This window comes from uncultured Nocardioides sp. (assembly GCF_947488025.1).
Taxonomy (GTDB): Bacteria; Actinomycetota; Actinomycetes; order Propionibacteriales; family Nocardioidaceae; genus Nocardioides.
Genome location: NZ_CANKYS010000003.1, coordinates 415,047 through 439,785 on the forward strand (window position 1 = coordinate 415,047; position 24,739 = coordinate 439,785).

General features: G+C 73.0%; 23 protein-coding genes and 1 tRNA gene. 7 read left to right on the plus strand and 17 right to left on the minus strand.

Features of this window, described 5'->3' with window-relative positions:
* Positions 1-3: 3 nt before the first annotated feature.
* The 8 genes from Q1B24_RS08530 to rsmI all read right to left on the minus strand — a co-directional run bounded on the left by Q1B24_RS08530 (position 4) and on the right by rsmI (position 9,299).
* Positions 4-1,860, minus strand: coding sequence for an ABC-F family ATP-binding cassette domain-containing protein (locus Q1B24_RS08530; protein ID WP_299926294.1), 1,857 nt, complete (start codon positions 1,858-1,860; stop codon positions 4-6).
* A 197-nt stretch (positions 1,861-2,057) separates the two neighbouring features.
* Entirely contained in the window at positions 2,058-3,599 is a 1,542-nt protein-coding gene (locus Q1B24_RS08535; RefSeq protein ID WP_299926296.1) for an SPFH domain-containing protein, read from the minus strand.
* Positions 3,600-3,646: 47 nt separating this feature from the next.
* Positions 3,647-4,144, minus strand: coding sequence for a hypothetical protein (locus tag Q1B24_RS08540; protein ID WP_299926298.1), 498 nt, complete (start codon positions 4,142-4,144; stop codon positions 3,647-3,649).
* A gap of 106 nt (positions 4,145-4,250) precedes the next feature.
* The gene (locus Q1B24_RS08545; protein WP_299926300.1) at positions 4,251-5,162 is read right to left on the minus strand and encodes a 4-(cytidine 5'-diphospho)-2-C-methyl-D-erythritol kinase; all 912 of its coding nucleotides are present in this window, start codon (positions 5,160-5,162) and stop codon (positions 4,251-4,253) included.
* Positions 5,159-6,028 carry a 16S rRNA (adenine(1518)-N(6)/adenine(1519)-N(6))-dimethyltransferase RsmA gene (gene rsmA / locus Q1B24_RS08550; protein ID WP_299926302.1) on the minus strand — a complete coding sequence of 290 codons (870 nt, stop codon included), beginning with the start codon at positions 6,026-6,028 and terminating at the stop codon, positions 5,159-5,161. The genes Q1B24_RS08545 and rsmA overlap by 4 nt, the downstream gene beginning before the upstream one ends.
* A gap of 107 nt (positions 6,029-6,135) precedes the next feature.
* Positions 6,136-7,275 carry a resuscitation-promoting factor gene (locus Q1B24_RS08555; RefSeq protein ID WP_299926304.1) on the minus strand — a complete coding sequence of 380 codons (1,140 nt, stop codon included), beginning with the start codon at positions 7,273-7,275 and terminating at the stop codon, positions 6,136-6,138.
* A 301-nt stretch (positions 7,276-7,576) separates the two neighbouring features.
* Positions 7,577-8,482 carry a TatD family hydrolase gene (locus Q1B24_RS08560; protein ID WP_299926306.1) on the minus strand — a complete coding sequence of 302 codons (906 nt, stop codon included), beginning with the start codon at positions 8,480-8,482 and terminating at the stop codon, positions 7,577-7,579.
* Positions 8,469-9,299 (minus strand): 16S rRNA (cytidine(1402)-2'-O)-methyltransferase, encoded by an 831-nt coding sequence (gene rsmI, locus Q1B24_RS08565; protein WP_299926308.1) that lies wholly within the window; start codon positions 9,297-9,299, stop codon positions 8,469-8,471. The genes Q1B24_RS08560 and rsmI overlap by 14 nt, the downstream gene beginning before the upstream one ends.
* A 168-nt stretch (positions 9,300-9,467) precedes the next feature.
* On the opposite strand from rsmI, the gene Q1B24_RS08570 reads away from it, so the two are divergent.
* The 3 genes from Q1B24_RS08570 to Q1B24_RS08580 all read left to right on the plus strand — a co-directional run bounded on the left by Q1B24_RS08570 (position 9,468) and on the right by Q1B24_RS08580 (position 12,976).
* A complete protein-coding gene (locus Q1B24_RS08570; RefSeq protein WP_299926310.1) occupies positions 9,468-10,913 on the plus strand; it encodes an alkaline phosphatase PhoX in 1,446 nt (481 codons plus the stop codon).
* A gap of 83 nt (positions 10,914-10,996) precedes the next feature.
* Positions 10,997-12,568, plus strand: a complete 1,572-nt coding sequence (locus tag Q1B24_RS08575) for a phospholipid carrier-dependent glycosyltransferase (protein ID WP_299926312.1) — start codon at positions 10,997-10,999, stop codon at positions 12,566-12,568.
* 180 nt (positions 12,569-12,748) lie between these two features.
* Positions 12,749-12,976, plus strand: a complete 228-nt coding sequence (locus Q1B24_RS08580) for a hypothetical protein (RefSeq protein ID WP_299926314.1) — start codon at positions 12,749-12,751, stop codon at positions 12,974-12,976.
* A gap of 18 nt (positions 12,977-12,994) precedes the next feature.
* Here the strand turns inward: Q1B24_RS08580 and Q1B24_RS08585 are convergent, their stop codons facing one another.
* Positions 12,995-13,606 carry a hypothetical protein gene (locus Q1B24_RS08585; RefSeq protein WP_299926317.1) on the minus strand — a complete coding sequence of 204 codons (612 nt, stop codon included), beginning with the start codon at positions 13,604-13,606 and terminating at the stop codon, positions 12,995-12,997.
* A gap of 42 nt (positions 13,607-13,648) precedes the next feature.
* Here Q1B24_RS08585 and Q1B24_RS08590 point away from each other — a divergent pair, with 42 nt between their 5' ends.
* The 3 genes from Q1B24_RS08590 (at position 13,649) to Q1B24_RS08600 (ending at position 15,684) form a co-directional block, all read left to right on the plus strand.
* Positions 13,649-14,305, plus strand: a complete 657-nt coding sequence (locus Q1B24_RS08590; protein ID WP_299926320.1) for a Type 1 glutamine amidotransferase-like domain-containing protein — start codon at positions 13,649-13,651, stop codon at positions 14,303-14,305.
* Positions 14,306-14,369: 64 nt separating this feature from the next.
* Positions 14,370-14,981, plus strand: a complete 612-nt coding sequence (locus tag Q1B24_RS08595; protein WP_299926322.1) for a sulfite oxidase-like oxidoreductase — start codon at positions 14,370-14,372, stop codon at positions 14,979-14,981.
* 1 nt (position 14,982) lies between these two features.
* Positions 14,983-15,684 (plus strand): FAD-binding oxidoreductase, encoded by a 702-nt coding sequence (locus Q1B24_RS08600; RefSeq protein ID WP_299926325.1) that lies wholly within the window; start codon positions 14,983-14,985, stop codon positions 15,682-15,684.
* Positions 15,685-15,715: 31 nt separating this feature from the next.
* Here the strand turns inward: Q1B24_RS08600 and Q1B24_RS08605 are convergent, their stop codons facing one another.
* The 4 genes from Q1B24_RS08605 to Q1B24_RS08620 all read right to left on the minus strand — a co-directional run bounded on the left by Q1B24_RS08605 (position 15,716) and on the right by Q1B24_RS08620 (position 21,185).
* A complete protein-coding gene (locus tag Q1B24_RS08605) occupies positions 15,716-16,279 on the minus strand; it encodes a hypothetical protein (protein ID WP_299926327.1) in 564 nt (187 codons plus the stop codon).
* Between the two features lie 123 nt (positions 16,280-16,402).
* Positions 16,403-19,294, minus strand: coding sequence for a BTAD domain-containing putative transcriptional regulator (locus tag Q1B24_RS08610; RefSeq protein WP_299926330.1), 2,892 nt, complete (start codon positions 19,292-19,294; stop codon positions 16,403-16,405).
* 198 nt (positions 19,295-19,492) lie between these two features.
* Positions 19,493-20,548 (minus strand): Ig-like domain-containing protein, encoded by a 1,056-nt coding sequence (locus Q1B24_RS08615; protein WP_299926333.1) that lies wholly within the window; start codon positions 20,546-20,548, stop codon positions 19,493-19,495.
* Positions 20,549-20,657: 109 nt separating this feature from the next.
* Positions 20,658-21,185: an RDD family protein gene (locus Q1B24_RS08620; RefSeq protein ID WP_299926336.1), complete on the minus strand. Its 528-nt coding sequence runs from the start codon at positions 21,183-21,185 to the stop codon at positions 20,658-20,660.
* 143 nt (positions 21,186-21,328) lie between these two features.
* Here Q1B24_RS08620 and Q1B24_RS08625 point away from each other — a divergent pair, with 143 nt between their 5' ends.
* Positions 21,329-22,234 carry a GNAT family N-acetyltransferase gene (locus tag Q1B24_RS08625; RefSeq protein WP_299926339.1) on the plus strand — a complete coding sequence of 302 codons (906 nt, stop codon included), beginning with the start codon at positions 21,329-21,331 and terminating at the stop codon, positions 22,232-22,234.
* 74 nt (positions 22,235-22,308) lie between these two features.
* On the opposite strand, the gene Q1B24_RS08630 is transcribed toward Q1B24_RS08625, so the two are convergent.
* The 4 genes from Q1B24_RS08630 to Q1B24_RS08645 form a co-directional block, all read right to left on the minus strand.
* A tRNA-Ala gene (locus tag Q1B24_RS08630) sits at positions 22,309-22,384 on the minus strand.
* A gap of 252 nt (positions 22,385-22,636) precedes the next feature.
* Positions 22,637-23,581, minus strand: a complete 945-nt coding sequence (locus tag Q1B24_RS08635) for a hypothetical protein (protein ID WP_299926341.1) — start codon at positions 23,579-23,581, stop codon at positions 22,637-22,639.
* A gap of 60 nt (positions 23,582-23,641) precedes the next feature.
* On the minus strand, positions 23,642-24,262 hold the full coding sequence (locus Q1B24_RS08640) for a GNAT family protein (protein ID WP_366916451.1): 621 nt from the start codon (positions 24,260-24,262) through the stop codon (positions 23,642-23,644).
* Positions 24,259-24,735 (minus strand): MogA/MoaB family molybdenum cofactor biosynthesis protein, encoded by a 477-nt coding sequence (locus tag Q1B24_RS08645; RefSeq protein WP_299926343.1) that lies wholly within the window; start codon positions 24,733-24,735, stop codon positions 24,259-24,261. The genes Q1B24_RS08640 and Q1B24_RS08645 overlap by 4 nt, the downstream gene beginning before the upstream one ends.
* Positions 24,736-24,739: the final 4 nt, after the last annotated feature.

Consider the following 24,739-nt stretch of genomic DNA (forward strand, 5'->3'; position numbering starts at 1 on the left):
CCGCTACTCCACGACCTCGGAGGCCTCGAGCCACTCCAGCTCCAGCTCCTCCTTCTCCGCCGCCAGCTCGCTGAGCTGCCCGCCGACGCGCGCGAGCAGGTCGTAGTCGGTGAGGTTGGCCTCCATCTCGGCGTGCAGCTCCGCCTCGCGTGCGGCGATGCGCTCGAGCTGCTTCTCCACCCGGGCGAGGACCTTGCGGGCGGCACGGTCCTCGGCGCTTCCGGCCCGCGCCTTGGGCTGAGCCCCGGCGCTGGGGTCCGCGCTCGGCTGACCGGGTTTCGACGCGCTCGTCGCGACCTCGTCCCTCGGTCGCGGAGCTTGCTCAACCTCGTCTCGCGACGTCGTCCGCTCGTTCCTCGCGACCGCCTGCTCGCTTGACCGGCGCTCGAGGTACTCGTCGACCCCGCGCGGCAGCATCGAGACCTGCCCGTCGCCGAGCAGCGCCCACGTCGAGTCGGTGACCCGCTCGAGGAAGTAGCGGTCGTGGGAGACCACGATCAGGGTCCCGGGCCAGGAGTCGAGGAAGTCCTCGAGGACGTTGAGGGTGTCGATGTCGAGGTCGTTGGTGGGCTCGTCGAGGAGCAGCACGTTGGGCTCGGTGAGCAGGAGCTTGAGCAGCTGGAAGCGTCGCCGCTCACCACCGGACAGGTCGCCGAGCCGCACCGTCAGCCTGTCGCCGGTGAAGCCGAACCGCTCCAGCAGCGACGTGGCGGTGATCTCCTGGCCGTCCAGGGTCTTGGTGACCAGCCGGATCGACTCGACCGTCGGCAGCACCCGCGCCTCGGGGTCGATCTCGTCGAGCGCCTGGGTGAGGTGCTTCATCTCGACGGTGCGCCCGTGCTTGACCCGCCCGACGTCGGGCTCGAGGGTGCCCGCGATCAGCGACAGGAGCGACGTCTTGCCGGCCCCGTTGACGCCGACGATCCCGACACGGTCGCCCGGCCCGATGCGCCAGGTCGCGTGGTGGAGCAGCACCCGCTCACCGCGCGCCAGGTCGACGTCCTCGATGTCGACGACGTCCTTGCCGAGCCGCTGGCTGGCGAAGCGCTGCAGCTCCATCCGGTCGCGCGGCGGGGGCACGTCGTCGATGAGGGCGTTGGCCGCGTCGATGCGGAACTTCGGCTTCGACGTACGCGCCGGGGCGCCGCGCCGCAGCCAGGCGAGCTCCTTGCGGGCGAGGTTGAGCCGCCGCGTCTCGGTGGCGGCCGCCTGCCGCTGGCGCTCGGCCTTGGCCAGGACGTACGCCGCGTAGCCGCCCTCGTAGGAGTCGACGGCGCCGTCGTGCACCTCCCACGTGGTCTGGCAGACCGCGTCAAGGAACCACCGGTCGTGGGTCACCACGATGAGCGCGCTCGGCAGGCCGACGAGGTGGCCGGCGAGCCAGGCGACGGCCTCGACGTCGAGGTGGTTGGTCGGCTCGTCGAGCACGATCAGGTCGTGGCGCGAGAGCAGCAGCGCGGCGAGGGCGCAGCGACGGCGCTCGCCGCCGGACAGGCCCACGACCGCGCGGTCGAGCGTCACGCCCGCGAGCAGCTCCTCGACCACCTGCCGCATGGTCGGGTCGGCGGCCCACTCGTGGTCCTGCCGCCCGCCCAGCACCGCCTCGCGGACGGTGTGGCTGTCGACGAGCTCGTCGCCCTGGTGGAGGTAGCCGATCTCGACGCCGCGAGTGCGGGAGACGCGACCGGAGTCGGGCACCTCGAGGCCGGTCATCACCTCGAGCAGGGTGGTCTTGCCGTCGCCGTTGCGGCCCACGACGCCGACGCGCTCGCCGACGGAGATGCCGAGCGAGACGTTGTCGAGCAGGGGCCGCACGCCGTAGGACTTCGAGACGCGCTCGAGGTTGATCAGGTTCGCCATGTCCGGGCGATCCTCTCAGGTGCGGCCCAGCGGACGCGGATCGGCGTACGCCCCTCACCTGGGGCGGTGCGTGAGACAGGTTCTGCTCGCTCAGGACCTGCGTCACCCACCGCTCGACGTGGCGTCCCCGCGCGGGCGGTGCGTGAGACAGCTTTGGCGCGTCCAGAAGCTGTCTCACGCACCGCCCAGGTAGGGGCTCAGCTGGCGGGGCGCCCGTCGCCGTCGGTCGCGCCTCCGGCGAGAGAGGGCGCGGCCGTGCCGTTGGTGCCGGAGTACTTCTGGATCAGCGACTCCACGTCGAGCCCGGTGGTGGCCTTGAGCATCTCCATGGTCTGCACGAGGTTGTTGGTCACCTGCTTGGGCAGCTCGCCGGCGCCGTCGGCGGAGATCACCGTCAGCTTGTCGATGCTGCCCATCGGGCGGGCCAGCTCGGCGGCCACCTTGGGCATGACCTCGATGAGCATCTGCAGCACGGCGGCCTCGTTGTAGCCGGCGAACGCCGCGGCCTTCTTGTCCATCGCCTCCGCCTCGGCCTGTCCTGCGGCGAGGATGGCGGCACCCTGCGCCTCACCCTCGGCGCGTACGGCGTCGGCCTCGGCGACGCGGCGGGCCTTCTCGGCCTCACCGCGCTTGGCGCCCTCGATGGCCTCGGCCTCGGCCAGCGCCGAGCGGCGGGACTTCTCGCCCTCACCGGTCAGGCGGGCCTTCTCGGCCTCGGCCTGCGCGTTGGCGATCGAGGCCGCCTTGCGGGCCTCGGCCTCGAGGATCGCCGAGCTGCGGCGACCCTGCGCCTCGGTCTCGACGCGGTAGCGCTCGGCGTCGGCGGGCTTGCGGACCTCGGTGTCGAGCTGGCGCTCCTTCAGCGCCGCCTGCCGGACGGCGACCTTCTCCTGCTCGAGCAGGACGGCCTGGTCGCGGTCGGCCTGGGCGAGCGGCCCGGCGGCCGCGGCCTGGGCGTTGGCGGCGTCGGTCTCGGCCTTGATCTCGGCGTTCTTGAGGGCGAGTGCCCGCTGAGTGACGGCGATCTCCTGCTCGGCGGCGATGCGGGCCTGCTCGGCGGCCTGGCGGGCGTTGGCCTCGGCGATGGAGGCGAGCTGGTTGAGCTTGGCGGCCTCGGGGCGGCCGAGGTCGGCGAGGTAGGAGCCGTCGTCGGTGATGTCCTGGATCTGGAAGGTGTCGAGGACCAGGCCCTGGCCGGTGAGCGAGGACTCGGACTCCTCCGCGACGCGCTGGGCGAAGGCGGCGCGGTCGCGGATGATCTGCTCGACCGACATCGAGCCGACGATCGAGCGCAGGGCACCGGCGAGGACCTCCTGGGTGAAGGTCTCGATCTCCTCCTGCTGGCTGAGGAACCGCTGGCCGGCGGCACGGATGGAGTCCTCGTTGCCGCCGACCTTGACCAGCGCCACGCCGTCGAGGTTGAGCTTGATGCCCTGCCCCGACACCGCGCCGCGGATCTGCACCGAGATGCGACGCGAGGACAGGTCGAGGGTGGCGAGACGCTGCACGAACGGGATGACGAACACGCCGCCACCCATGACGACCTTCTGCCCCGACAGGTCGGTGGAGATCTCGCCGGTCTCCGGGTTGCGCACCTCGCCCTTGCCCTTGCGGCCGGTGACGATGAACGACTCGTTGGGGCCGGCCACCTTGTAGCGCGTGGTGACCAGCAGCGCCAGCAGCACGAGGAGGACGAGGAGGCCGATCACGGAGGTGACGACCGGGGACAGACCGAACATGGGCAGGTGCTCCTAGCGAGATGGCGAGATGGCGTACGTGGAACGGGTCAGGGGAGGAAGAGCGGCTCGACCTGGACGGCCGTGGGCGAGATGACCTGGGTGACGCTGACCTGGGTGCCGGCCGGCACGGCGGTGCTCGAGCGGGCGTTGAGGCGGGTGATGTGGCCGCCGACGCTGAGCGACACGACGCCGAAGCCGCCCTCGGGGATCGCGCTGACCACGGAGCCGATGCGCTCGAGCATGTCGGAGGTGCGCACGGTGTCGCCCTCCCCGTCGCCGTGGAGGAACGTCGAGGCCTTCGCGGCCAGCCAGCCGAGCAGGACGCCGAGCACCAGACCGATGACGACGGCCAGCGAGGTGGACCCGGTCGCCTCGAGCGCGATCGCGCCGCCGAAGCCGAGGGCGCCGAGGAACCCGGCGAGCGCCTCGGTCGAGAAGAAGCCGGCGCTGAGCCCCTCCAGGGCGCCGTCGAGGACGTCGCCGACGACGAGCGCCACGAGCAGCAGCAGGACGCCGACGGCGCCCACCACCAGGAACACGGTCACGATGCCTCCCCCAGGCAATCAGTGCGACGTCGTCGACGCCGCGCACAACATATCGCCGATGGTTCCCCGTCCGCGGCGGTTCCCACCGGGTCAGGACCCCGTCCCGCTACCGCAGGTCCTGGTGCGCTCCCCCGGTGCCGACGACGTGCGCCCCCGCGACGGGACCGACTGCGGAGAGCACGACGTCGTACGACGACGACAGCGCGGTGAGCACCTCCATCGAGCCCTCCTGCGAGTCGCAGAGGAAGACGCAGGTGGGGCCCGAGCCACTGACCATGCCGCGCAGTGCACCCTCGGCCTCGCCACGGCCGATCAGGTCGCCGAGCTCGGGGCGCAGGTCGATGGCCGGCTCCTGCAGGTCGTTGTGGAGGGCCCGGGCCAGCCGGACCGGCTCGCCGGTGGCGAGCGCGGCGAGGAGCTCGGTCGGCTCGGCGGGCTGCGCCGGCGCGTCGGGGTGGAGCCGGTCGAAGTGGCGGTAGACCTCCGGCGTCGACAGGCCGACGGCGGCGGGGACCACGACCCACCACCACGTGCCGTGGTCGACGATCGGCTCGACCACCTCGCCGCGGCCGCGGCCGCGCGCCGTACCTCCCACCAGGGAGAAGGGCACGTCGCTGCCGAGCCGGGCAGCCTGCGCGAGGAGGACGTCGTCGGGCTGGCGGAGGTCGTGGAGCCGGTCGTGCGCGAGCAGGGCCGCCGCACCGTCGGCCGAGCCGCCGGCCATGCCGCCGGCGACGGGGACCTGCTTGGCGATCTGCACGAGGTGCGCACCCCCGCACGGCGCCTCGGCCAGGGCACGCATGGCGATGTTGGAGGCGTCGGTGGGGACACCCGCCGCGTCGACGTGCGCGGAGCCGGTGACCGTCAGCGCGTCGTCGGGGGCGTCGGAGACGGTGACGTCGTCGTAGAGCGAGATCGCCTGGTAGACCGTGTCGAGCGGGTGGAACCCGTCCTCGCGGGGCGCGCCGACCCCGAGGTGGAGGTTGACCTTCGCGGCGGCGCGGACGGTGACGGTCACCGGGCGGCCGCCAGGCCCTCGGCGATGCGGGCGAAGTCGTGCACGTCGAGGACCTCGCCGCGGGCGGTGGGGTCGACGCCGGCGAGCTCGAGCGCGGCGGTGGCGGCGTCCGCCGAGCCGGCCAGCCCGCGCAACGCGGCGCGCACCTGCTTGCGCCGCTGCGCGAAGGCGGCGTCGACGACGGCGAAGACCTGCTCGCGGGTCGCGGTGGTCTGCGGCGGCTCGCGCCGGGTCCAGGCGACGAGGCCGGAGTCGACGTTGGGGGCCGGCCAGAAGACGTTGCGCCCGATCGCACCGGCACGGCGTACGTCGGCGAACCACGCCGCCTTCACGCTGGGCACGCCGTAGGTCTTCGACCCGGGCGGGGCGGCGAGGCGGTCGGCGACCTCCGCCTGCACCATCACCAGGCCGCGCTCGAGCGACGGCAGCAGGGTGAGGAGGTGGATGAGCACCGGCACCGAGACGTTGTAGGGCAGGTTGGCGACCAGCGCCGTGGGCGGCGGACCCGGCAGGGCGTCCACGCGCATCGCGTCGGCCAGCACGACCTCGAAGCGGTCGGCCTGTGCAGGGGCGTACGCCGCGATGGTGGCGGGCAGCCGCTCGGCCAGGAGCGGGTCCAGCTCGATCGCGATCACGCGGCGCGCGACCTCGAGCAGCGCGAGGGTCAGCGAGCCCAGCCCGGGCCCGACCTCGACGACCACGTCGTCGCCGGTGATGCCGGACTCGCGGACGATCCGGCGCACGGTGTTGGCGTCGATGACGAAGTTCTGGCCCCGCTGCTTGGTGGGGCGCAGGTCGAGCTCGGCGGCCAGCTGACGCACCTCGGCCGGCCCGAGGAGTCTCGGGCCGGCCGGGTGGGAGGTCATGGCGTCAGCCTAGTGCCGCTGTAACGCCGGGTTGATCGCTGTACCCACCCTGATGCATGTGGGTGGGTAGTTGCAGTAACCCGGCGTTACAGCGGCTCAGGCGAGGATCACTTGGGCAGGCCGAGCTTGGAGGAGCAGCTCGGCCAGGAGCCGTAACCGCCGGTGGCGTCGCGGAGGCGGGTCGCCACGGCGATCTGCGTCTCGCGGGAGGCCTGGTGCGGGTAGCCGGTGCCGCCGTAGGCCTGCCAGGTGCCGAGGTTGAACTGGAGGCCGCCGTAGTAGCCGTTGCCGGTGTTGATGGCCCAGTTGCCGCCGGACTCGCACTGCGCGAGCGCGTCCCACACGGTGTTGCCGCCGGAGAAGTCGGCGGCCGGCTCCTCGGGCTTCTCCTTGGTGCCGACCGCGACGATGCGGGCGACGGCCTTCTGGCGCACGTCGGCCTTCACGACCTTGCGCGCCGCGAGCTCGCCGTTGACGAAGCGGAGCTGGTAGGTGACGGCGCGGACGCCGTCGCGACCGGCGCGCACGACCTCCTGCTCGCCCTCGAACATCGAGGAGTCCTCGCGCTCGACGACGGGCGCGTCCAGGACCTCGCGCTTGACCTTCTTGGTGGCCACGCGGATGTCGGTGACGACGATCTTGTCGCCGTCGGCGATCTCGGTGGTCAGCGACGGGCGCACCTTGTCGTGCTTGTCGACCTCGAAGTCGGCCGACTTCAGCACGTCGGCGACCGTCATCGCGGTCAGCTTGCGCTTCTTCAGCTGCTTCGCGCCGAGCTTGAGGTGCACCACCTTGGGCGTGACGACCGCGAGTGACAGCCCGCTCCGCCCGATCGAGGAGCCGCGGCTGGCCGACAGGTCGGCGCCCTCGAAGCGCCGACCGATCTCGCCGAGGGCGCTGGCGACGTCGGTCGAGTTGACCCAGTAGGTGTGCGACGTGCCGTCGACGTCGAGCTCGAGCGGACGCCCGAACTGCACGGCGATGGCCGAGCCGTCGCTGACGGCCTCGTCGACCGCCGGGGCGACCAGGTCCTTGTCGTCGACCTCGACGCCCTCGGCCGCGAGCACGTCGGCGACGGTGTCACCGATGGCGCTGACCTGACGGGTCTCCCCGTCGAGGGTGAGGGTCACGTCCTTGGTGAGGGCTGCGTAGCCGACCGTCGTACCTCCGACGGCTGCCACCACCAGCGCCACGAGGGTCGCCAGGACTGTCTTGGACCTGCTGAGCTGCGCGAGTCGAGAGCGCACGATTCTCCGAACGTCGTACTACCCGGGCCTCGGGCGGCAGCACCCCCCGGCCGAGCGATGCACGGCGATCACGACGGGGTCGCGGGAGCCGTACGGCGTGCGAGCGGGGGCCTCGCAGGACCGGCCCGATCCGGTCCTCGTGCTGCCGGAAATCACTCCCGATCCCGGCCAACAATCACAGGACGATAACGATGACCGGCGATGACGCAAACTCTTCGGGGCAAGTTCTTGGCGAGATCCGCCTCACGCCCACCCCTCCGGAGGGGGCCCGGAACGGGGGGTGGAACACGGGTCGGGACGGCTACCAGGAGCCGCCGAAGACGCGTTCGGTGCTGGCGTCGATCGCCGCGCAGAGCGCCTCCAGGTCGGTCTGCAGCACGTCCGCCATCGCCCGCACCGTGTGCGGGACGAGGTAGGACGCGTTGGGCCGGCCGCGCCACGGCGTGGGCGTCAGGTAGGGCGCATCGGTCTCCACCAGCAGCCGGTCGTGGGGCGTGAGCGCCAGCGCGTCGCGCAGCGGCTGCGCGTTCTTGAACGTCACCGTCCCGGCGAAGCTGAGGTGGGCGCCGCGGTCCAGGCAGCGCCGCGCGAAGGCCTCGTCGCCGGAGAAGCAGTGCATCACCCAGCGCTCGGGCGCGCCCTCGGAGTCGAGGACGCGGAGCACGTCGTCGTGGGCGTCGCGGTCGTGGATGACGAGGGTCTTGTCGAGCCGCTTGGCCAGGTCGACGTGGCGCCGGAAGCTCTCCTCCTGAGCCGCCCGCCCGTCCTCGCCGGTGCGGAAGAAGTCGAGGCCGGTCTCGCCGACGGCCCGCACCTTGTCGTGGGCCTGCGCGAGCTGCTCGATCTCGGCGAGGGCGTCCTCGAGGCGACCGGCGGCGGCGAGGCGGGGCGCCTCGTTGGGGTGCAGGGCCACGCCGGCGACGAGCGCGTCGTGCTCGGCCGCCGCGGCGACGGCCCAGCGGGCACCGGGGAGGTCGCAGCCGATCTGCACGATCCGCGGCACGCCGACGGCCGCCGCGGCCGCGATGGCGTCGGCGGTGTCGAGCCAGTCCCCGTCGGCGATGTCGAGGTGGCAGTGGTTGTCGACGACGGGGTGCGGGAGCGGCTCGGGGGCCGGCGGTCGCTCCCGGTCGCGCCGGGCGCCGGAGGTCTCCTCGGTCGCCGCGCGGCTGCGGGTCGGCCCGGCCCCGCCCTCAGCGGTGGACAACGTCGTACACCTCCCGCTTGGGCAGGCCGGACCGCTTGGCGACCTCGGCGATCGCCTCCTTGCGGGTCGATCCGGCGGCCTCGAGGTCGGCGACCGCCGCGCGCAGGGTGCCGGGGTCGGTGCCGAGGGCCGGGGCGCCGCTCGACCCCTCGACGACGATCGTGACCTCGCCGCGGACGCCGTCGGCGGCCCAGGCGACGAGATCGGCCAGCGGGCCGCGGCGCACCTCCTCGTGGGTCTTGGTGAGCTCGCGGCACACCGCGGCCGGACGGTCCTCGCCCAGCGCTTCCGCCATCGCGGCCAGCGCCGCCTCGGTGCGGTGCGGCGCCTCGAAGAACACCATCGTGCGCTCCTCCGCGGCCAGGGCGGCCAGGCGTCGTCCCCGCTCGCCCGCCTTGCGGGGCAGGAAGCCCTCGAAGCAGAACCGGTCGACGGGCAGCCCGCTCACGGCCAGCGCGGTGAGAACCGCGCTGGGGCCCGGCACGGCCGTCACGCGTACGTCGTGCTCGACCGCCGCGGCGACGAGCCGGTAGCCCGGGTCGGAGACGCTCGGCATTCCCGCATCGGTCACCAGCACGACCCGCTCGCCGGCGAGCAGGGCCTCGAGGAGCACCGGGGTGCGGGCCTGCTCGTTGCCCTCGAAGTAGGACACGACCCGCCCGGACAGGGTGATGCCGAGGTCGGCGCACAGCCGCTTGAGGCGGCGGGTGTCCTCGGCCGCGACGACGGCGGCACCCGACAGCTCGGCGGCCAGCCGCGGCGGCGCGTCGCCGGCCTGCCCGATCGGGGTGCCCGCGAGGACCAGGACGCCAGTCAAGCGGGGTCCCCGCGGCGTTGTTCGGGGGAGCGAAGCGGAGGAGAAGAAGGTCGGGGGGTGCTCATGGGATCACCGTAGATGCTGGCGGGAGGGGTTCCCCTCCCGGCTCCGCAGGCCTAGCGTGTCGAGATCCCCCCATCGTCCTCGCTGCGCCCGGAGGTCACTCACATGCAGCTCAACCGCCGCACCGCCATCACGGGAGCCCTCGGTGGCGCCCTCGCCGCCGGCCCGTTCGCCGGCTTCGCCAACGCCAACGCGCTCTCCCGCACGGGCGCGCTCGCCGGTGCCGCCGCCGGCACGCTCGTCCCGGTCCCCGACGCCCGCGACGGCGTCGTACGGCTGGACCTGCCGGCAGGCTTCTCCTACCGCTCCTTCCACGACACGTCGTCGCCGGTGACCCTGCGCGACGGCACCCGGCTGCCCGGTCGGCACGACGGGATGGGGGCCTTCGCCGGCCCTGGCGGGTCGGTGCTGCTGGTGCGCAACCACGAGGTCAACAACCCGCAGCCGGCGTTCGGTCCGACCAAGCCCTACGACAAGCGCGGCGGCGCGGGCACGACCACGATCCAGGTGACGAGGTACGGCGAGGTGCAGGACGCCTACACCAGCCTGAGCGGCACGATGATGAACTGCAGCGGCGGCCAGATGCCGTGGGGCGCCTGGGTGACCTGCGAGGAGACCGTCAACGGCCCCGACGTCGGACCCGACTTCACGGGCGCGTCCAACGTGCCCCTGCAGAAGCGGCACGGCTACGTCTTCGAGGTCCCGGCCGGCGGCCTCGCCGACGCGCGACCGCTGCGCAAGGCCGGCCGCTTCGCGCACGAGGCGGTGTCGTACGACCCGGCCGACGGCGTTCTCTACCTGACCGAGGACAACTTCGCCTTCCCCTCGGGCTTCTACCGCTACGTGCCCCGGGAGCGGCGCGACCGGCACCGCAACCTCGACCACAACGGCCAGCTGCAGATGCTCGCGGTCGCCGGCCGTCCGCAGGCGCACCTCGAGGCGCACCAGGACACCACGACGGTGCACGACGTCGAGTGGGTCGACATCGACGAGCCGGACGTCGAGTTCCCCTACACACCGGGCGAGCCGGCGCCGACGAGCAACGACACCGCCATCAACTTCGTCGGCGACCAGGGCCGGGCCAAGGGCGCGGCGCACTTCTCGCGCTGCGAGGGCCAGGTCTTCCACGACGGCGTCGTCTACTTCACCGCGACCCAGGGGGGCGGCGAGGCGATGACGGGGCCCGACAACGTCGACGGCTACGGCAAGGGCTACGGCCAGGTGTGGGGCTACGACACCCGCACCCAGACGCTGCGGTGCATCTACCAGTCCGAGAGCCGCGAGGTGCTCGACTTCCCCGACAACGTCACCACCAGCCCACGCGGCACGCTGGTGCTCTGCGAGGACCACGACCAGGGCAACTACCTCCGGGGCCTGACCACCGAGGGCGACCTGTTCTCCATCGCCCGCAACGCGATGGCCGGGCGCGAGAACGACGAGTTCGCCGGGTCGACGTTCAGCCCCGACGGACACACGCTCTTCGTCAACATCCAGGCCAGCCGCGGGCTCACCTTCGCGATCTGGGGGGACTGGGCCTCGATCGGCGTCTGAGCGGGCGCCGGCCGGGCCAGCGCGTACGGGCGGACACGTCGAAGGCCCCGGAGGGGTCCGTGGCGTCTGGCTAGAGTTCCCGCGTGATCCCGACAGCCGCCGAGCGGAATCGTCCGCGCTGGCGGTCGGAGGACCCTATGCTCGGGTGGGCGGGCGCCCTGTGCCTTGCCGCCCTGGCGTTCTTCCTGCGGCGTTGGCACCTCGGCACGCCGCACGCGTTCTCCTTCGACGAGACCTACTACGCCAAGGACGCGTGGTCGCTGCTCAACCACGGCTACGTGCGCCAGTACGTCGAAGACGCCGACGAGACGATCCTCAACGGCGACCTCACCGGGCTGTTCCAGGACGGCCCGTCGATGATCGTCCACCCCGAGGTCGGCAAGTGGCTGATCGCCGGCGGGATCGAGGTCTTCGGGATGGACCCCGCCGGCTGGCGCACGGCGTCGGCGCTGGTGGGGGCGCTGATGGTCCTGCTGATGTGCCGCTTCGCCCGGCGCGTCACCGGCTCGACCGTCCTCGGGCTCGTGGCCGGCCTGCTGCTGTCCGTCGACGGCCTCCAGCTCGTGCTGTCCCGGCTGGCGCTGCTCGACATCTTCCTGGCCTTCTTCACCCTCTGCGGCGTGCACTGCGTCGTCGCCGACCGCCAGTGGCTGCGCGACCGGCTGGCCGCCGGCGCGACGCGCACGTGGTGGCGCCCGTGGCTCGTCGCCGGGGGCGTGTCCTTCGGCCTCGCGTGCGGCACCAAGTGGTCCGCGGTCTACGCGCTCGCCGTCTTCGGCCTGCTCGCGTGGCTGTGGAGCGCCGGAGCCCGCCGGGCGTTCGGCCAGCGCCGGCCGCTGCTCCGCTCGGTGGTCCTCGACGGCGTACCGGCGTTCGTCGCGCTGGTCGGCGTCGCGCTGGCGACGTACGTCGCGTCGTGGACGGGGTGGCTGCTGAACGCCGACGCCTACGAGGAGGCGTTCAGCAACACGCAGTACACGTCGTACGCCGGTGGCGAGGCATGGCCGACCGCGAGCGAGCCCGACGCCGAGGGCCTCGGGGAGGTCACCCAGTCGCTGCGGTCGCTGTGGTCCTACCACCAGGACGTCTACACCTTCCACAGCCACTTCCTCAACGACTCCACCCACATCTACGCCTCCAAGCCCTCGACGTGGCTGGTCATGGGCCGCCCGGTCGGCGTCGACGCCCAGACCGACATCCAGCCCGGTTCGCAGGCGTGCGAGGCACCCTCGGGCTCGAGCTGCATCCGCCAGGTGCTGCTCATCGGCAACCCCGTCATCTGGTGGGGCGGCTGCCTGGCCGCCATCGCCTCGCTGCTGCTGTGGATCGGGGCGCGCGACTGGCGCCACGGCGTCGTGGTCGCCGGCCTGGCCAGCACCTGGCTGCCCTGGTTCGCCTACGACGACCGTCCGATCTTCTTCTTCTACGCCATCACCTCGCTGCCCTTCCTGGTGCTCTCGATCGTGCTGGCGATGGGCCACCTCATCGGCACCTCCGACGTCCCCACGCCGAGGCGCACCTTCGGCGTGGTCGTGGCGGGCAGCTTCACCGTGCTGGCGCTGATCACCTTCGCGTGGTTCTGGCCGATCTGGACCGACGCGCTGCTGACGAAGTCGGAGTGGCAGGCCCGCATCTGGTTCCAGCGCTGGATCTGACGACGGGCGGTCTCCGCCGCTGCGCGGTCCGTGAACCAGGCAGGAACAATCGAGGTTTCCTCAAGATGGACCGCAGTTCGGCCGGCGCCCATTCTCTTTCCGGTAGGGCCCCGCGACGATGGTCCAGCCCGGCGCACACGGGGGTTTGTGCCAGGGCTCGACGCCAGGGAGGGAGCGTTGATGGACTCCATGATGATCCACGTCTGCCTGCAGACCGAGGATGCACCGACCGGTGAGGACCACGAGGTGGGCGAGCGCTGGGTCTGCACGTGCGGGGACAACTTCGTCTACCGCGAGGGCTTCAACCGGGCCGGCTACCCGAGCCTCGAGTGGTGGCCCGCCCCGGCCATCCCGCAGCCCCGCAAGGCCGCGCGCCGCGGGCTGCTCTTCGGCCCCCGCAAGGGCTGAGCGTCCCTCCGAACAGCCTCACCAGGCGCCGGGGAACCGTGCCGACCCTGCGATCGCGAGCAGCGAGACCACCAGCGACACCGCGACCGCGATCAGCACCGACTGGCCCAGCCAGCGGCGCCCCGGCAGCGCGAGGAGCACGACCCCGGCCACCGCAGCCAGGGTCGGCAGCACCCAGACCGGCACCGCGGCCGACAGCAGGCCGACCAGCACCGCGAGGGCGACGCCGGCGCCGGCCGCCCGACCCAGCGGGACCGGCCGCGGGCCGCGGGGCAGGCCGACCTCGGTGACGCGGCCCGACGCGGGCAGCTGGTCGGGTGCCAGCACCCGGAGCAGGAGGATGATCGTGGCGGGGTCTGCCACCACGACGACGTCGCGGAAGCGGTCGGCCACCGCGTGGCGACGTACGACCTCGTCGAGCCGGTGCCCGCGGTCCACGTCGGGGAAGCGCACCGGCGCCAGCAGCGTCTCGGGGTGGGCGGTGTGCCCGAGGCCCTGCACGATCCGCTTGCCGTCGGCGGTCGGTGCAGTGAGGACGACGGCGGACGACCCGATCCCGGCGCGCACCCGCGCGACCTCGGCGGCGTCGGCCTGCGTGCTGACCACGACGATCCGCTGGTAGTCGCTCACAGGACGACCGTAGCGCCGGGCACCTCCTGCGACGATGCAGGGATGAAGCTCCTGCTGACCTCCGGTGGTGTGACCAACGACAGCATCCGCGCAGCGCTGGTGGAGCTGCTCGGCAAGCCGGTCGAGGAGGCCACGGCACTGGCCATCCCCACGGCCCAGTGGGGCCACCCGATGTGCGGGCCGGAGCTGCTGCGCAGCTTCGTCACCGACCGCACGCCGCCGACGATGACCGGCCTCGGTTGGCGCTCGGTCGGCGTGCTCGACCTCACCGCGCTCCCGACGATCAGTCCGGACCGCTGGGTGCCCTGGGTGCGCGAGGCCGACATCCTCCTCGTCAACGGCGGCGAGGCGACCTACCTCGCCCACTGGGTGCGGGAGTCCGGCCTCGTGGACCTGATCCCCGAGCTGACCGACACCGTCTGGGTCGGCGTCAGCGCCGGCAGCATGGCGCTGACCCCGCGCATCGGCGACCTGTTCGTCGAGTGGCGGCCCGAGGAGGGCGACCGGACCCTCGGCCTCGTGGACTTCTCGCTCTTCCCCCACGTCGGCCTGTTCCCTGGCAACACCCTGGAGGTCGCCGAGCAGTGGGCCGCCGACCTGGGCAACCCGGCGTACGCACTCGACGAGCAGTCCGCCGTCCTCGTCGACGGAGACCGGGTCGAGGTCGTCTCGGAGGGCGAGTGGGCGCACTTCGCATAGGCCCCGGGCCACGGCAGACTGGCCCTCGTCCGCCTCGTGCACGAGCCGAGTCCCAGGAGCATCGATGCCTGTCACCCGAGGGTTCCACCGCCGCCGTCCCGAGCCGGAGCGCGGACGGCTGCCACCCGGGCAGTACGACACCGGCGCGTCGTGGCCGGTGCTGAGCGCGGAGGCCACGCCCCAGAAGCCCGAGGAGTCGTGGACCTTCAGCATCGACGGGCTCGTCGAGTCGCCGCACACCTGGACCTGGCAGGAGCTGCACGCGGTCCCCGGCTCGACCTATTTCGGCGACATCCACTGCGTCACCACGTGGTCGAAGTTCGACATGACCTTCAGCGGCGTCAGCGTCGATGACCTGCTCGACGTCGCGAAGCCGGACCCCGCGGCGGCGTACGTCCTGGCCCACTCGGTCACCGGCTACACCACCAACCTTCCGCTGGCCGACGTCACCGGCGGCAAGGCGTGGGTGGTGTGGAGCGTCGACGGCAAGCCGCTCCCCCGCCAGCACGGCGGGCCGCTGCGCCTGCTGGTGCCGCACCTCTACTTCTGGAAGTCGGCCAAGTGGCTCTCGCGCCTCGAGCTGATGACCGAGGACCGGCCGGGCTTCTGGGAGCAGAACGGCTACCACGACCGCGGCGACCCGTGGCGCGAGCAGCGCTACCAGGGCGACGACTGACGTGGCACCCGCACCCATGGCGGCCTGGAGCGACGGCCGCATCATCGAGAAGGACCAGCCCACGCCGACCACCGTCCGGTTGCGGCTGCACGTGGACGACCGGCCCCACCACCTGCCCGGGCAGCACTACATCCTCCGGCTGCGCGCCCCGGACGGCTACACCGCCCAGCGGTCCTACTCGCTGGCCTCCGACAGCGACGACCCCCTGCTCGAGCTGCTCGTCGAGCGGCAGCCCGACGGCGAGGTGTCGGAGTTCCTCGCCGACGTCGCCGAGGTGGGCGACGTGCTCGAGCTGCGCGGGCCGATCGGTCGCTGGTTCGTCTGGGACACGAAGAGCCGCGTCCTGTGCCTCGTCGGCGGCACCGGCGTGGTGCCGGCCGTCGCCATGGCCCGCACCGCGCGCCGGCTCGGTCGCACCGACCTGCTGCGCATCGCCGCGATGGGCCGCAGCCGCGACGAGCTCGCCTACGCCTCCGAGCTGGAGAGGTACGGCGCGACGCTGGCCTTCACCCGCGCCGACGTCGACGGCCGAACGGCCGGACCGTTCACTGCAGCGGAGCTCACGCCCCTGCTCGAGGGGGTCGACCTCGGCTACGTCTGCGGCTCGGCCCGCTTCGCGTCGTACGCCGAGGACCTGCTGGTCGCGTGCGGGCTCGACCCGGGCGCGATCCGGGTCGAGCGCTTCGGACCGACCGGCGACTGACCGTTGCGCCGCCGGTCGCCGGGTGCGGCCGTCACGCGCCGGCCTCCTGCTCGGGGAGGTCGAGCCACGCGTCCCACGTCAGGTCACGCCCGATGAAGCGAGGCCGGCACAGGGGCCAGGCCGACGCCACCCAGGCGGGGACGAAGGCACCGAGCCGGCTCTCGAGCTCGGTGCCCACCAGGTCGTCGACGACCCACCAGGAGACGTCGGCGTCGGCGCCGGCGCGGCCGGGGGGATCGATGTAGACACAGCCGAGCAGGGTCGTCTCCTCGGCGTCGAACAAGGCGTAGGTGAACGACTCATGCTCCTCGTGCTCCGCCGCGTGACGGACCAGGTCCTCGAGGTCCTGCTCCCGGGTGAGGTCGGACGGCGGCCAGCTCCACACGGTCCCGTAGATCGACCACAGCCGTTCCCGCGAGCCGCGGACGGCCGTGAGGTCGAGGTCGACGTCCGTCGCGCGGATCGGCCGGAGGTGGTGGTGGGGTCCCACCTGCACGACCTCCGGGTGCGTCCAGTGGTCCGGCATCCAGGCTGCGGGCAACCCGGGCTCCGAGGGCTCGACCGGCGGCGCGTCCGACAGGGAAGGCAGGTCCATGCGCCCCACGCTAGGGCCGACCCCTTCCGCGATGCTTGCGGCGCGCTTCCGCACCCCTTGCGGGCCCCTCAGGCCCGCTCCCTCAGGCCCGCTCCCTCAGGCCACTCCTTCAGGCCCACTCCCTCAGGCCACGACGTCGGTGCACCTCTGGGCGAGGTCGACGGTCTCGTCGAGCGACAGCCGTCGGCCCCGGGCGAGCACGTCGTCGTACGTCTCGCCGAGGTGCTCGCGGGCGGCGGCCCGCGTCTGGGACAGGACCTGCTCGTCCGGCTGGTAGTAGCCGTAGACGTTGCTGCCGACGGTCTCGCGGAGCTCGTCGGCCGCGCCGAGGAGGAGAGCCACGTGCCGCCAGTCGTCACTCTGGGACTCGACGACGGCGAGGCTCTCGAGGAAGTAGGCCAGGTTCGCCATGTCGCCGGTGTCGAGGCTGAGCGAGATGCCCTCCCGCAGCTGCAGGCGTGCGGACGCGAGGTCGCCCGTGGTGAGGGCGACCTGCACCGAGGTGAAGAGGGTGATGTAGATGGCGAGCGGGTCCTCACGCACCCGGGCCGCGGTCAGCGCGTCGTGGAGCAGCGGGGTCGCCTTGCCGGGATCTCCCTGCAGGAGCCGGACGGTGCCGAGCCACACGTGCGCCAGGGTCCAGAGCCACCCGCCACGGAGCCCGCACGACTCGGTCAGCGCGATCGTCGCGTCGAGGTGGGTGTCGGCGGCGGCGAGGTCGCCGCTGGCCAGCGCGACCAGTCCCTCACCCGCGACGTTGTGGGCCTGCCCCTCGATGTCGCCGATGCTCCGCCCCAGGGCCGCGCCCTCGCCCCAGCACGTGGCCGCCTGCAGGTCGCCCTGGGCGAAGGCCATCGCGCCGAGCACGGCGGTGACACGGGTCCGGGTCGGCCCGGTGAGGTCGTGCGCCAGGGTCGCCTGGGTCAGCCGGCGTCCCTCGTGCAGGTGGCCGCGCAGCCACCAGTACAGCCACATCGCCCAGCAGGCCCGACCGGCCAGCTCACCGCGCTCGGAAGCGAGTGCCCACTCGATCGCGCTCGTCAGGTTGGCGTGCTCGCGCTCGGTCACTGCGAGCGACGCGCGCGTGGCGTGACCGCGGAACCCGGCCGCGGTCCGCTCGATCAGGTCGAGGAAGTAGTGCAGGTGGGCGTCACGGGCATCGGTGGCCTCCACGCCCTCGAGCCGGCTGTCCGCGAACTGCGCGATCGGCTCGAGCATCCGGAAGCGCACCGCCTCGGGGTGGTCGAGGTCGCGCAGCACCAGCGAGTGGGACGTCAGCGACTCCAGCGCCGCCAGCGAGTCCGCGTCGTCCCGCGGGCGGAGCGCCTCGACCGCCTCGAGCGTGAAGCCGTCGGCGAAGACGGCGAGCTGACGGAACAGGCGCTGCTCGTCAGGGTTGAGGAGCTGGTAGCTCCAGTCGATCGCCGACCGCATGGTGCGTTGCCGCGCGGGGAGGTCGCGCGCTCCTGCCGTGGCCATCACGCGGTCGAGGCGCTCCAGCATGGCCGCGGGCGGCAGGAGCGGTGTCCGGGCGGCTGCGAGCTCGAGTGCCAGTGGGATGCCGGCCAGCCGCCGGCAGATGCTCGACACCGCGCCCACGTTTCCCTCGTCGAGCTCGAAGCCGGCCCGGGCGGAGCGGGCCCGTGCGACGAACAGCTCGATCGCGGTGGACGCGGCAGCGGCGTCCGGGTGGCCGACGCCCGGCCCGGGGAGGGACAGGGGTGCGAGCTGGTACTGCAGCTCGCCGCGGACCCGCAACGTGGTGCGGCTGGTGACCAGGATGCTGAGGAGCGGGCAGGTGGCCACCAGCCGCGCGAGCACGGGCGCGGCGTCGAGGACGTGCTCGAAGTTGTCCACCACGAGCAGGGTGCGGGCGCCCCGGACGTGCTGGGCGACCACGTCGAACGCGTCCTGCCCCTCGACCCCGCTGAGCCCGAGGCCGCGACCGATCGTCGGCAGCACCACGTGCTCGTCAGTCACCGCGATGAGGGAGGTGATGCAGACGCCACCGGGGAACGCGTCGCGCGACGCCTCGGCCACGGCGTACGCGAGTCGGGTCTTCCCGACCCCTCCCACCCCGGTGACGGTGACGAGTCGCTGGGGGGAGGCGGTGAGCAGGTCGACCAGGTAGTCGACGTCGCGACCACGGCCCACCAGGTCGTCGGCAGGGACGACGACGTCGGAGTGCCAGCTGAGGCCCACCACGGGCCGAGACGCCGGCACGTCCTCGGTCGGCGACGCCTCCTGCGCGGCGGGAAGCAGGTCGTCGTCGTGGGCGAGGATGCGCTGGTGGAGCTCCTGCAGCTGCGGCCCCGGGTCGATCCCCAGCTCCTCGGCCAGCAGGTGCCGCAGGTCCGCGTACACCTCGAACGCCTCCGCCTGCCTGCCGGCGCGGTAGAGCGCGAGCATCTGGTGGCGCCGGAACGCCTCTCGGAGCGGGTGCTCCGACACCAGGGACGTGAGGTGGTCGAGGGCCTCCCGGACCCGGCCCTGCGCGAGCTCGACCTCGACCAGGAGCTCGAAGGCGCTCACCCGGATGCCCTCGAGACGGGCGGCCTCGACCTCGGCGAACGGGAGCCGTACGTCGGCGTAGGCCGTGTCGCGCCACGCTGCCAGCGCCGCGTCGAGCTCTCGCCTCGTGGCGGCCAGGTCACCCCGTGCGTGGTGCTCACGCGCCCGGGCGAACCCCTCGACGAAGACGACCGCATCGACGGTGCCGTCCGCGGCCTCCAGCCGGTATCCCGGCGACACGGTGCTGATCGAGACGCCGGGCAGTCCGGCCAGGCGCGAGCGCAGTCGGGACATGACCGCGTGGAGGTTCGAGGCGCTGGCACCTCGCCCGGCACCGCCCCACACCCGCTCCAGCAGGGCGTCGACGGACACCACCCTGCCGACATCGACGACGAGCGCGGCGAGCACCTCACGGTGGCGGGCCGAGCCGACCGTGATCGGCTCGTCTCCATGACGCACCTGCAGCGGACCGAGCACCTCGATCACGCCCTGCCCCCCTTGCACCCGTCCGAGCCTGACGAATAGTAGACCGCCCCAGGCGATCGACCCGGGGGATTTCCGCTGCGCGCTCGGGTGGCGGCGGTCAAGGCGAGGGACGACAGCACGCCGCCGCGCAACGGGGTGGGGCCCGTTGCGCGGCGGTGTGGGGTGAGCCCACGGCCCACGCGAGGGGGTCGCGTGCAGGCTGCGGACTCCGGCAGGTCAGCGCAGGGTGATGGTGCGCTGACGTGAGGCGGAGGCCGCCACGTCGGGCGAGCCGAGGTAGGCGGCGACCAGCTTGTGCTTGCCGCGGCGGAGCTTCGGCAGCCTGACGGTGACCTTGCCGCGCCGGGACGGGCTCAGCGTCGCCTGGGCGACGACCTTGCCCTTGTCACGCACCACCACCGTGCCGGTGGCCGCAACGGCCGCCTTCACGGTCACGGCCACCTTGCCCCGACGGCCCGGCACCACCTTCCAGGTGGCCGACGTCGTCGAGGCCACCTTGCCTGCGCCCGGGCCCGGGTCGGGGGCCGGCGTGGTCGGCGTGGTCGGGGTCGGCGTGGTCGGGGTCGGCGTCGTCGGGATCGGCGTGGTCGGGGTCGGCGTGGTCTGGGCGTTGCTCGCGAACAGGCCCACGTAGGGAGTCACGTAGTACTTGTCTCCCCCGTGCCCGCCCACCGTGTAGGCGATCTGCATGTGGTCCCCGGCCTGGCTGATCGGGCACGGCGCGTCGCCGTCGAGCCGGGACTGGCAGTTCGGCTGCTGGGTGGCCGGACCCTTGAGCTCGCGCGTGGCGCGGACCGGGAACCGGAACTCCACGATGTCGCCCTGGCGCAGCGTGAACGCCTCGGTGCCTGCCGGTGCCATGAGGTAGCCGCCGTTCGCGCCGTGGTCGAAGTCGAGACCGCCGGAGGCGAAGGAGGGCTGCTCCCCGGTGTGGTAGACGTCCCACTGCACGTCCTCGTCGACGTACTCGACACCGGTCGGTGCGAGCAGCTCCGGCAGGATCGCGACCTTGCCGCTGCACGGCAGGCCGACCAGGCCGGCGTAGCCGCGGATGTAGAACTTCTCACCGACCTTCGGCACCTGCCCGGACGGGGAGGACCAGCCGATGTTGGCGCTCACGCCGACGGACGTCGTGCTGGTGATGCAGTCGATGATCGTGTCCTGGTCTTGGAACCCGTCGTTCCAGGCGGCGGCGGTGGCGCCGGCCGGACCGGGGGCGATCAGTCCCGCGGCGACGGCTGTCGTCGCGATGGACATGGCGAGCTTCTTCATGGTCGTGCCTTTCGTGGGTCGAGCTGGTGTGTGGGTGTGCGAGTGCGGTGGTGCGAGTGCGGTGGTGCGTGGGGTGGTGGTCACGGCGGGGCCCGGGGCTCGTGGGCGCTCAGCGGTCACGGAGGACGACGCGGGTGCCGCCGGCGAACCGGTCGTGCCAGCCGCGTCGCTCGGGGTCGCCGGCGATGCCGACGAGGATGGCGATCGCGGCGACCAGGGTCGCGAGGCTGCCCGCCAGTCCACCGACGACCGGCACCGCCGACACGACGCCGAGACCGGTCCAGGCGTTGCGTCGCAGCGCGGCGCCGATCGCGGGGGGCGCGCCGGTGGTGTCGACGACCCGTACGCCGAGCAGGCGCTTGCCGATCGTCTGTCCGTCGCGTGCCTCCAGGACGGCGAAGTAGCCGATCGTCACCGCGGCCGAGACCACCGCGGAGAAGGCTCCCGCCAGCAGGCCGGCCGGACCGCCCAGCACCGATGCCCCCAGACCGAGCGGGGCGAGCAGGACGGTGGTGCCGACAGCGAGGCCGACGTGGTCGACGAGTCGGGCAGCGAGGCGCTGCCAGACCTCCGCGGTCCGCGGGTCGGGCGTGGTCGGACGGGACGACGCGAGGTCGGATCCGCTGGTCGTGGACATGGTGTTCGCTTTCTCGAGGTCGGTGACGACCTCGAGACAACCGGTGCGGGCTTGCGCGCTCCTTGCGTCGTCCTTGTACGCCGCTGGCGGCTCGGATGCCGCGACGCAAGCGAGCCGCAAGGTGGTGCACGCACCATGGAGCCATGACAGCGCCCAGCGGACTGCCCGACGGTCTCACCACCCGCCCACTCACCCTCGCCGACGCCGAGTCGGTGCACGCCGTGATCGCAGCCGAGGAGGAGGTGGACCTCGGCGAGGCGGAGATGACCCTGGCGGACGTGGTCGCCGACTGGCAGCGGCCCAGCTACGACGTCAGCGCACGGACGATCGGGGTCTTCGACGGCGACCGTCTGGTCGCGTACGCCGACCACAGCGACGTGGACGTGGCCTACGCCGCGGTGCTCCCGTCGTACCAGGGTCGCGGCATCGGCACAGCCATCGCGCAGTGGTTGCAGGCGACCGCTCGCGCGGCCGGGTCCATCAGGATCGGCACCCAGGTCCCGCAGGACAGCGCGGCCGACCGGCTCATGCGCGACCTCGGCTACGAGGCTCGCTGGACCGCCTGGGACCTCGAGCTGCCGCCGAGCAGCGAGATCGCGGCCCGGCCGCTGCCGCCCGGCTTCGTGCTGCGCGACGCGGAGGAGGCCGACCGGAGCTCGGCGTGGACCCTCATCGAGGACTGCTTCCTCGAGTGGTCCGACCGCGACCGGATGAGCCTGGACGACTTCGGCGCACGGGTGTGGGGCCGACCCGGCTTCGAGCCCTGGAACCTGCGGCTCCTCGTCTCGCCCGACGGCGAGGTCGTCGGGGCCACCCACGTGTTCCTGGCCGGTGGCAGCGCCTACGTGGCTCGCATCGCGGTGCGACCCGACCACCGCGGCCGTGGGCTCGCGCCATCGATGCTGGTGGACGCCTTCGCCCGTGCGCGCGAGCACGGGGCCGACCGGTGCTACCTGTCGACCGACACCCGCGCCGGAGCGCGTGGTCTCTACGAGAAGGTCGGCATGGTGGTCGCATCGACCTGGGTCAACCGGGCCATCGCCCTCTGACGGCGGTGCGGCTCCCGGCTGGGACCCCGGACGCGCAGAACCGCCCGTCACCTTGCGGTGACGGGCGGTTCACGTGGTGGAGCTGAGGGGATTCGAACCCCTGACCTTCTCATTGCGAACGAGACGCGCTACCAACTGCGCCACAGCCCCATGCGCCCGGAGGCGCGACGCCAAGATACACGAGCGGTTCGGCGCCCACCCAATCGCCCTGGTGGACTTCCACGCGTGCGGGTCGAAGTCCATCCCGACCCCGGCGTACGACCCCGCGCGCGGCCTGAACCTCCACGCGTACGCGTGGAAATGCATCAGCACCTGAGCGTACGAGACCGTTTCGGGGCCTGAACTTCCACGCGTGCGGGTGGAAGTTCATCTCCAGGCGCGCGTGGAGCAACCCGGCGGACGTCAGGCGCCGCTGGCGCGGCGGGTCTCGCCGGCCTCGCGGGCGGCCTTCGCGTCCTTCGCGGACTGCTCGGCCGAGCGGGCGAGGGCGGAGTCGCCGTCGTGGTGGCCGCTCGACCAGACGCCGGTGGAGTCGAGGTCGATCGTGGAGACCGTACGCCGCTGGGCGGCCGGCTTGCTGACGTAGGTCGGCAGCGTGGTGGGCACCATGTCCCAGCCGTCGACGACCGGGACCTCGCCGGTGAGCACCGCCGGGGTGTCGGCGGCGGGCGGGGCCTGCGCGGGTGCGGACGGCTCGGACGCGGACGGCGCGGCGGGGACGCGGGGCTGCGGCGGGGTCACGGTGATCTCGCCGGTCAGCTCGGACTCGTCGGGCTCCTCCTCGACGACCGGCGGCAGGCCGATCTCGATGGCGGAGCGGGACGCACGCTGGCGACGCTCGGCGCGCACCGACACGCGGCAGGCCACCAGCCATGCGACGAGGACGGCGACCGGTGCCGCGACCCACGGCCAGGCGACGACGCGGGCGACGGCGAGGCCGACGACGACGGCGTTGGCCAGCAGGACCAGGGCGAGGACGTTGCGGCGGCGCTTCGCGGCCCGGCGGGCGGAGGCACGCTCGGCGGCCGGCGACAGCGGACGTGACACCGGGCTCGACACGGTGACCTCGCGGGTCACCTCCGTCGTGACCGACGCGGCCACGACCTCCGGCTCGGTGTGCGCCTTGGTCTCGACCGGCGGGCGGAGCGCGGCCCGGATCGGCGAGACGACCAGGCGGGCGTTGCGGCGGTCGACGGGCTCGCGCCGGGCGAGGACGCGCATCGTGTGGGAGAACTTCTCCACGGATCGGCTGCGGACGACCTCGTCGTGGTGCTTGAGGGCCTTGGGGATCAGGTAGACGGCCCACGCCACGGCAAGGGCGACGAAGATGAGAGCGCTCAGGTCCACGCTCGAAGCGTAGGAGCGGGGAGCGCGGGCGAGGCGGATGTCAAGAGGTGTGTCGCAGAACTACTGGTGTGACTGGTGTGTCTGGAGCCGGACGAGGACCCCTTCGGGTGCCTCCTCGGCCGTGACGGCGAAGATCCGGTGGTCGCGCCACGCACCGTCGATGTGCAGGAAGCGCGGCGCGTAGCCCACCTGCTCGAGGCCCAGCTTCTCCACGACGCGCAGCGAGTTGGTGTTCTCGGGACGTACGCAGATCTCGACCCGGTGCAGTCCGACGGGTCCGAGGCAGTGGTCGATCACCATCCCCACGGCCCGGGGCGCGACCCCGCGTCCGGCCACCTCGGCGGCGACCCAGTAGCCGATCGAGCCCCACTGCGCCGAGCCGCGGGCCACGTTGCTGACGGTGACCTGCCCGGCGAAGCGGCCCCCGACCTCGATGACGAAGGGCAGGCACTGGCCCAGCCTGGCCTGGTGGATCAGGGAGCGCGTGACGACCTTGTACGACGACGGGCGCGGCGCGGCGCCCGGCGGCACGGTGGCGTCCCACGGCCGCAGCCAGTCGTGGTTGCGGGCGCGCACGGCCTGCCACTCGTCGGCGTCCGAGCGGCGCAGTGCGCGGACGACGACGCCCTGCGACTCCAGGCGGGCGGGCCAGCCGGGGGCGCTCCCGGACAGGCCGCTCAGTGGTCGCTCCCGACGACCTGCTCCACGGCGTGGCGCACGACGGGCTCGAGGACGCCCAGGCCGTCCTTCACCCCGCCGCGCGAGCCGGGGAGGTTGACCACGAGGCAGTCGCCGGCGACCCCGGCGAGGCCCCGCGAGAGCATCGCGGTCGGCACGCCCTTGGCGACCCCGGCGGCGCGGATCGCCTCGGCGATGCCGGGCACCTCGCGGTCGAGCAGCGGCGCGGTGGCCTCGGGCGTCCGGTCGGTCGGGGTCAGGCCGGTGCCGCCGGTGGTGAGCACCAGCCGGGCTCCGGCCGAGACGGCCGCGGCGATGGCGTCGCGCACCGGGTCGCCGTCGGGCACGACGACCGGGTCGCCGCAGTCGAAGCCCTGGTCGCGCAGCCAGGCCGCGATCAGCGGTCCGGTCTCGTCGGCGTAGGTCCCGGCCGCGGCGCGGTTGGACGCGACGACCACTGCCGCAGGGAGGCTCATCGCT